This window comes from Methanobrevibacter sp. (genome assembly GCF_045636185.1).
Lineage (GTDB): Archaea > Methanobacteriota > Methanobacteria > Methanobacteriales > Methanobacteriaceae > Methanocatella.
In genome coordinates this window covers 1-8,225 of the sequence record NZ_JAZTXC010000101.1, presented here as the reverse complement: position 1 = coordinate 8,225, position 8,225 = coordinate 1, and the positions used below count along the sequence as shown (strand labels likewise).

5 protein-coding genes and 1 pseudogene are annotated in these 8,225 nt (G+C 31.9%); 1 reads left to right on the top strand and 5 read right to left on the bottom strand.

The annotated features are described in order from the left end of the window. Positions 1-856 (bottom strand): annotated as a pseudogene (locus ACKI3Q_RS05825) (hypothetical protein); the annotation flags it as partial. Positions 857-1,450: 594 nt separating this feature from the next. On the opposite strand from ACKI3Q_RS05825, the gene ACKI3Q_RS05820 reads away from it, so the two are divergent. Continuing rightward, complete coding sequence (locus ACKI3Q_RS05820) at positions 1,451-2,620, top strand: hypothetical protein (protein ID WP_407415174.1); 1,170 nt, start codon at positions 1,451-1,453, stop codon at positions 2,618-2,620. Between the two features lie 474 nt (positions 2,621-3,094). Here the strand turns inward: ACKI3Q_RS05820 and ACKI3Q_RS05815 are convergent, their stop codons facing one another. Genes ACKI3Q_RS05815 through ACKI3Q_RS05800 form a run of 4 tightly spaced genes read right to left on the bottom strand, consistent with a single transcriptional unit; the run spans position 3,095 to position 8,021 of the window. Then, positions 3,095-3,526 carry a NusA-like transcription termination signal-binding factor gene (locus ACKI3Q_RS05815; RefSeq protein ID WP_407415172.1) on the bottom strand — a complete coding sequence of 144 codons (432 nt, stop codon included), beginning with the start codon at positions 3,524-3,526 and terminating at the stop codon, positions 3,095-3,097. A gap of 6 nt (positions 3,527-3,532) precedes the next feature. Beyond that, positions 3,533-3,832 (bottom strand): 50S ribosomal protein L30e, encoded by a 300-nt coding sequence (locus tag ACKI3Q_RS05810; RefSeq protein WP_292877703.1) that lies wholly within the window; start codon positions 3,830-3,832, stop codon positions 3,533-3,535. An 8-nt stretch (positions 3,833-3,840) separates the two neighbouring features. After that, the gene (gene rpoA2 / locus ACKI3Q_RS05805; protein ID WP_407415170.1) at positions 3,841-5,331 is read right to left on the bottom strand and encodes a DNA-directed RNA polymerase subunit A''; all 1,491 of its coding nucleotides are present in this window, start codon (positions 5,329-5,331) and stop codon (positions 3,841-3,843) included. Positions 5,332-5,342: 11 nt separating this feature from the next. Then, complete coding sequence (locus ACKI3Q_RS05800) at positions 5,343-8,021, bottom strand: DNA-directed RNA polymerase subunit A' (protein WP_407415176.1); 2,679 nt, start codon at positions 8,019-8,021, stop codon at positions 5,343-5,345. Between the last annotated feature and the right edge of the window lie 204 nt (positions 8,022-8,225).

Here is an 8,225-nt window from a genome sequence, read left to right as displayed (position 1 = left end):
CTTCTGCAATGTTTTTATCGAATAAGATATCATTCATGACAATATTATTATTACAATGTGAAATATACAATGCACCACCATTTTTAGCAGTATTATTATTGTAATTAGATTCACTAATTTCTAATTTTCCATAAATTTTATAAATTCCGCCTCCCAAAATAGAAGCACCATTATTAATGAAATTTACACGGTTTAGATAGGTGGTGGAGTTAATATCACATATTGCACCGCCATAATAAGCATGATTATTGATAAATTCACAATTAACAATAGTTAAATTAGAACCCTTATTACTAAAAATAGCACCGCCATAATTAGCCCTGCCATTCATAAAAGTAATATTCTCCAAAGTAACAATACCACCAACATTAAATATTCTTGCTGAATTTTTAGCATCAATAATATGCCCTTTACCATCAATAATAAAATTGTTAGGTAGTTTAATTCCTGAAATAAAATCTCCATCTGTTTTTGGATTAAAAATATAATCTCTTTCTAAAACAAGTGGATTACCTTGCTTATTTTTGTGTAATTTATTTTTTGTTATTATTATATTATTTAATTCTTTAAAAGTATTTTCATTATTATTTTTCACATCTTTAATTAAATTACTGTTTGTAGAAGAAATGTTAGTAGCGGCATAAGATTGTGTTTTAAAGGATTCATCCTTTGAACTTAAAGTTGATCCGCCATTATATTCATCATTATTAGGATTATCACCTACATTACAGACAGCAAGAGAATCAATTTCTACACTTGTACAATTTTCATCCAAAACAACACGTTCAGCATGACTTTCACTAAAATTACATTCACAGCTACAAGAGTCAACATCAACAGCGCATACGCATACCAAACTCAATAAAGCTATTAATAAACATGTAAAACTAAAAAATATTTTATTCATAGTATCATCCTTTCTAAGAATATATATAATAATACCATACAATCATTGCAAATTAATAGTATATAAATGTTTTCGAAAGTAAGCGCTTACTTACATTTAAAAACATTAAATAATGTTAATATAAATCTATTAAGTCATTATTTTTATTCATATTCAAATATTAAACCATTATCGAGATATTTAGTATTTTTAAAGGATTATTTTATGTTTTATTGGGGGCCATAAAAACATCACTTTATAAGATTAAAATCATGACCCAGTTAAGAAAGAGTTTAACTATAATGAATAGTATTAAATGCTACATATTAGCTTTAAATTTTATTTTAATATAAATAATTAATTAAAAAGATGAAAATACGATGAAAATTAATTATTTTACTTTTTAAAGTGCAAGTAAGTGCTTACATACCAACTATTTTAAATATAATAAAAAAACACACATATTATTATGGAATATAGTTTTGACATGAAATAATATTACTGTCGAAAAAATTATTTCAAAAAAATTTAGGAGTGATTAATATTAAAAGAATAATATCCATAATGACAATTTTATTGGTTTTATTTGTTTTATCAGGTGCTGTTAGTGCTGCTAATCCAAATGAAAACTTCGATTTAAACACAACCTTTATCGACAATACTCCACATGAAGATGTATTGATAGATGAAGTTAGTGATGTTAATAATACTACTGATGATGTGAATATAGGCACATATTCTGGTTTAGCTGACGAAATCGGATTGGGAGGAAATATTACTTTAGATAAAGACATATACATATACGATTCCGGTAGCACTATTAAAATTACAAAACCAGGCATTATTGATGGTAATAATACCATAATTGACATGAATTATTCTAATGTTAGAATATTTGATATAGTAGCCGACGGAGTAGTTCTTAAAAATATAAACTTTAGAAATGTAGACCTCGGCAGAAATGATGGTGCAGTTAAATTTTTACAATCAGGTATTGTAGATAACTGTAATTTTACCAACATTACTGGCTATCAAGGTAGCGCTATCTGGATGAATGAAGGTCTTGTAACAAACTCCAACTTCAACAACAATATCGCATATGCAGCTACTGTTTTCATAAACCAAGGTAGTGTAATAAACTCCAACTTCATCAACAATACTGCTTACGATGGAGGAGCTGTTGGAATATATTACGGTAATATTGAAAACTGTAATTTTGAAAACAATCGTGCTGAGCGCAATGGTGGTGCCGCTTGGATAATTAGAGGATCTGTCAATAACAGTAATTTTAAAAACAACTATGCTGGAAATGACGGCGGTGCAATTTGGATGCATGAAGGTAGTGTAGACAATTGTAATGCTGAAAACAACTTTGCTTACACAAATGGTGGTGCTGTATACATTAATAAAAATGGTGCGGTATCCAATTCTAATTTGACTAAAAATGACGGTATTATCTTTGGCGGTGCATTATACATAAATAACGGTAAAGTAGACAACTGTAATTTTGATAGCAATAATGCATGCGGTTATGCTGGTGCTGTCTATATGAAAAATGGTAAAGTGATTGACAGTAATTTCAATAAAGATACCGCAAATGGATATTGGAATGTTATCTTCATTGAGAACGAATATGAAGTAAGAAATTGTAATTTTAATGAAATTGATTCAAAATATGCAATCGGCGTAAATCCCGATATTAATGGAACTATAGAAAATTGCAATTTCAACTAAAAAAATTTTACACACTATACAAACTGCCTCGACCCCTATGGGTCGGGGCATCCTTTCTAAAATATGTAAATTAACCTAAACCTAATGCTTTCTTTTTTTAATATTATTTTTGCATTCATTTTTCCAATAACTTATTCTTTGTTAAACAACACACTGCTTTCACGAACTACCTGTTTACTCTCGAACAAACAACTAAATCAACAAGATTTTAATAAAATAGCACAGATGACCTTCAGGAATCAAATATCTCAAGATCATAGATATGATTTATATTATTATCTTAAAACCATATACTAGTAAAGATTTATATCCTCAATAATAGATTGTACTTTATTGTAATGGAATTAAATGAAAAATAAGTAAATAAAATTAAAAAAATAGACTTCAGTCTCATCATCATTTTACAAAAATAATTAATTATACAGATTAAATTTTAAAATAAAAAAATAAAAAAAAGATAATAGCTTAAAAAAGCTATTTTAAAATAATGTTGTCAATATTATGTAGTCTATTAGCTAATACTTTAGCCCTTTCTATGTTAATACCATTTTTACCAATAGCAATACGCTTATTGGTATTATCTGTTGCAACAGTAGCAATTTTGTCTCCAGATTTTCTAGTTGAAATCTTTACACTTTGCAACTCAGCCGGAGATAAAATATTTTTAATAAACTGTTCAGGATCTTCATTGAATTCAATGACTTCGACCCCTCTATCTACTGCTCTTTGAACTTTTGATACGGTACTTCCACGTTTACCTATAGCTAATCCCATATCTCCTTGCTTAACAACGAAAGTAACCTTATTGTTATCATCATCGATAATGCAATCCTTAACCATTGCTCCAGTCATATTTTCAAAAAGAGCAATGAATCTTATTTCATTTGCACCAAATTTAATAGACACGTAAATCTACCTCAAATCATCTAATATAGTAGAATCTCCTGGATCGTTAACGATTAATGTAGCAACGGTAAAAGGTTTACCACAAACAGAACCTAAGTCAACACTTGTTCCATCATAAATGTGACAAGGGATTTCTGAGAGTTTTGCATAATATTCAACATCTTCAATAATATCTTTAGGAGCATTTTGAGCAACTACAACGAGTTGACCTTTTCCTAATTTTAAAGATTGAATTGATTTTTCAGAGCCTAAAGTCACATCACCTGTGTCGACAGCTACTCTGATTCCTCTATCTACGTCCATCATCTAGCCTCCTATTCATTTTTTGCCATTTTGACACCGATTGATCCGGTACCAAGAGGTATTGGTTGTCCAATAATAATATTTTCGATGATACCAGTTAAATCATCTACTTCACCACGAATACTTGCGTTAAGTAAATGTTTACCGGTTTCTTCAAAAGCTGCACGTGCTAAAACACTTGATTTTTCACCACTAATACCATGTCTTCCAATAGATTTCACTTCACCTTCGGAAGTCATAATATCTGCAACTAACATGATATGTCTTACATCAACGGTAAGACCTTGCTCTTCAAGAGTTTTTCTCGCTTCATTAATAATTGATTGACGAGCTGCTTCAATACCTAAAACATCTTCAATTTCACGAATACTATTTGTAGTAGTTCTTCTAGCATCAATTCCGTCAAAAGATAAAATTTCTTTGAGGTTTGATCCTTCAGTATGGATAACCCATTCTTCATCCTTACGGATAATAACCTTACCTATCTTTTTAACTCCACTGATTTGTAAGTCACGGACTTTATCAGCTAATAAACGGAGATTACGGATTCTGTGTCTTTCATCTCCATCTTCTTTAGGTTTGATTATTATGAGATTTCCATTAATCTCAGGCTTATCTTTTTTGAAGTCAGACTCGATTTTTTGAATGATTTCCTCTTTGACAAGTCTTCTTTCATCAATCTTCTTATCTGATAATGTAGCTTCAACTTGCATTTCAGCATAATTTAAATTAAAGTCTTCAAGAATATCGTTAATAGTACTTCTACCAATTTTATTTGCTAAAGTTTTAACGAATTCCTCATCTTGACACTTATCTTCTTCAAAGTAAATGTCCATTGTTGGGGTTGCAATATCTTTTCTTGCGTCAACAATTTCGATAAGTCTTGGAAGACCCAATGTTACGTTTAACTCAGTAACCCCTGCATAGTGAAAAGTACGCATAGTCATCTGAGTACCTGGTTCACCAACAGATTGTGCAGCTACTGTTCCAACAGCCTCCCCAGCTTCTACATGAGCTCGGTCATAGGCAGTTTTTAATTTGTCTACAAGTTTATCTAATTCATCATCAGTTAAGTCACGATGAGTATAAGCTTTTGCTAAGTCTTCAACATAACCTTTAGGGAATTCGATACCCTTATCAGTTAAGACTTCTAAAACCTTATCAATGACACTGATATCATTGATAACTGATTCCAAATCTTCATCGGAAAGTTGATTTTTATTGGTCTTATCAAAAATATTCTTAATATAATAAACATCTAACAATTCAATGTCATTTTCTTCCAAAGTGTCTGAAAATTCAACAAAATCAATATCATATTGATTTAATAAATTACAGACTAAATTAACATTTTTACATTTAGCGATTATTTCTTCAAAAATGTCATCAGTAATGTCGACTGACTCATAATCTACTAAAATATTTTTAATATCATAACCTTCTGGAATGCAAATATTGCGCTCTTCCAAAGTATTTTGCACTTTTTCAATTAATTCATCCATATTTACACCCCCTATTTACCTACTTCCTTAGATTCTTCTAATTTAATCTCTTCTATAAGTTTATCTAAGTTTGCTGCTATACCAAAGTCACTTTTAGCTGGATCTACTCCATCGTCACCAAAGATTCTTTGAACAACATTACTTTGATTGTCAGTTACAAGTCCTGAAGGTTTTACCTGTAAATCTTGAAGTGCGTTTACAAGTCTTCTTTGCATATAACCTGATTGTGCTGTACGAATCGCAGTATCTACAAGACCTTCCCTTCCTCCCATAGCGTGGAAGAAGAACTCGATTGGGTCTAATCCAGATTTATAACTTGAGTGTACAAATCCTTTTGCCTTTGCCCCCAATTCATTTCTTTTGAAGTGAGGTAAGGTTCTTTCAATGTAACCCCTGTGGATACGTCCACCCCTAACTGCCTGTTGACCTACACAGGAAGTAATCTGAGTCAAGTTCAACATAGATGCCCTAGCACCAGTACGTGCCATTACAACAGAGTGGTTGTGTTCCATAGTTAAATAATCTTCTGCAATTTCACCGGATTTATCCCTGGCTTCCCCAAGAACTTGCATAATTCTCATTTCCAAAGTCTCTTCTAAACTTCTACCAGGTAATGCATCAAGAATACCTTCATTATAAAGATCAATTAATTTATCTACTTTCTCTTCTGAATTTTGTAAGTGCTCATTAATCCTTGCTTGAGCTTCTTCAGGAATTTCTTCGTCATTTAAACTGGTTGTAATACCAGTTACCATGATTCCACAAATAGCTAAATCAGTTGACCTGTCTAAGAATTCTTTTGCTCTTCCTGGACCATATTCTTTAACTATTTTATCTAAAACTTGACCAGACATTGAACCATATGCTTTTTCGTCAATGACACCATTTTTCAAGATACCATTTTTAATTCTGACATATGCATCGATAGGACATAATGTGTTATAAGCATCATCATCCAAATCAGGATTTTCTGCTAATGTTTTTTCACATTGGCCACATTTAGTACAAATTTCAGCTTTATAAGTTAAGTTTAAGTCATTAGGTAAAAGTAATGAGAATAATTCTTTACCAGTCCATTCATCACCTTCATTTTTAATGATTAATGAATCGGCATCTGCATCATCATCACCAGATGAATATTTTGCAGTAATCTCATCAGCAATACGTTTCTGAGCAATAGATTTAATGATTTCTTTTTCTTCATCATTCCATTTGTTTGCTTTAAGACGTTTTGCTATTTCATCTTCAGTTAAGTCTAAAGTGTTGAGATAAGCTTCTTTATCTGCTTTGGTTCCACGAACATTTTTGGTTTTCTTAGCGATTTCCCTTTCGATTTCTGGACTTTCTTCAGATTCTGATTTTAATATCCATTTGTCGCCATCTTTTTCAGGGATTGCTAAATGAGATTTACGAACAATTTGAAGTGCTTGTTCTTCTGTGAATGTCATTGTTTTTCTGGTTAACAGATATGCTCCGGAAATGTGATCGTGAATTGCACCAATAATTGGTCCACCAAACCTTGGAGATAAGATGTGCTCTTGTACACGCATCAATGATTTTGCCTCTGCACGAGACTCATCAGTTTGGAAAACGTGCATGTTCATTTCGTCTCCATCGAAGTCTGCATTGTATGGAGGACATACACATAAGTTTAGACGGAATGTTTTGTAAGGTAATACTCTTACTTCGTGTGCCATCATACTCATTCTGTGAAGTGAAGGCTGACGATTGAATAAAACCATGTCTCCATCTTTTAAGTGTCTTTCTACAATATCACCTGGTTTTAAATTCTCTAAGATATATTCTTTAGTATCTTCATTGATTTTTCTTCTGTTTCCAGATTCGCTTCTCAAATAGTTTGCACCAGGGTGCACATCCGGACCATTTTCAACATAAGTTCTGATTTCATCAATGTTCCATTCATTTACATATGCAGGTACGGTTACCTCTTTTGCAATCATTTCAGGAACACCGACTTCGTTAATACTGATGTTTGGATCAGGAGAAATTACTGTACGTGCAGAGAAGTTTACACGTTTACCGGAAAGGTTTGATCTGAATCTTCCTTCTTTTCCTTTTAACCTTTGAGTTAAGGTTTTTAAAGGTCTTCCTGATCTGTGTTTGGATGGTGGAACACCACTAGCTTCGTTATCAAAGTAAGTAGTAACGTGATATTGTAATAAGTCCCATAAATCTTCTACGATTAATTGTGGAGCACCAGCTTCCATATTTTCAACTAATCTTTGATTAATACGGAGAATATCTACTAATTTGTGAGTTAAATCATCTTCTGAACGTTCACCAGTATCCAAAGTAATGGATGGTCTTACGGTTACTGGAGGAACAGGTAAAACAGTTAAAACTAACCATTCAGGCCTTGCAACTTCAGGATTAATACCTAAAACATAAATATCCTCATCATTGATTCTTTCTAATCTTTCTCTGATTTCAGATGCAGTTAATTTATAATCGCCTTGATGGATTGTAACTGGTTTATCCAAGATGATTGGTTCTTGAACAAGACCTTGAAGATAAGTGCGGACATATTCTTCAGTGCGTCTTTTAAATTCTGTTTGGAATTTCTTTTCAGATTTTTCATCCTGTTCTTCTAATAATTTAACTTTATCTTCTTTTAATTTTTCAATAGCTTCGGTGTCAACTTCACCTTCAGCACTGTTGAGTTTTTCGATTTTTTCATTGATTTTCTCAATCTTTTTCTCATATTCACCATCGATATTGGAACGAATGGATTGCTTAATGTCATTGAGGTCAGCTGAATTTTTAGTTTCAATAATGTCATAGCTGGCTTCAATATCTTCTAATGATTGGTTTTTCCTACAGTGAGGACAAAGCTGTTTAGGATCAATGTATTTGAATGAGTGTTTTTCTTCACT